The sequence below is a fragment of the Marinifilum sp. JC120 genome (assembly GCA_004923195.1).
Classification (GTDB): domain Bacteria; phylum Desulfobacterota; class Desulfovibrionia; order Desulfovibrionales; family Desulfovibrionaceae; genus Maridesulfovibrio.
In genome coordinates, this window is sequence record RDSB01000245.1 from 1 (window position 1) to 375 (window position 375).

At 52.8% G+C, this 375-nt stretch carries 1 tRNA gene; it reads right to left on the reverse strand.

Features of this window, described 5'->3' with window-relative positions:
* Window positions 1–251 precede the first annotated feature (251 nt).
* Window positions 252–324 (reverse strand) — tRNA-Val (locus D0S45_20975).
* Window positions 325–375: the final 51 nt, after the last annotated feature.

The window sequence follows — 375 nt, forward strand, 5'->3', positions numbered from 1 at the left end:
GACTTCACTCGAAAGATTGCATCGACGTGGCCACTTGATACGGGTGATCACAGAACTACCAGTCATCGTGTCGACAGTCGGACGCCAACCACACATCGTCGTACTCGTGGTGAGCACGGCCGACGTGGATGTCTCTGACGGCGTCAGCTTGTTAAAAAGACACTGTTGGCAGTGTCGGTGAGTATGATACGTCTCCAATGTGAGGAGTGTAGTTCGTGATTTGCGTGGACAGGTGTTATTTGTCAAAGTCCTGGTTCGGCCCGGGTTCGAACCGGGGACCTTCTGCGTGTAAAGCAGACATGATAACCACTACACCACCGAACCCGAATTCGCGTCAACATCTCGCTCCATCTAACACTCAGCACCGCCTCATCA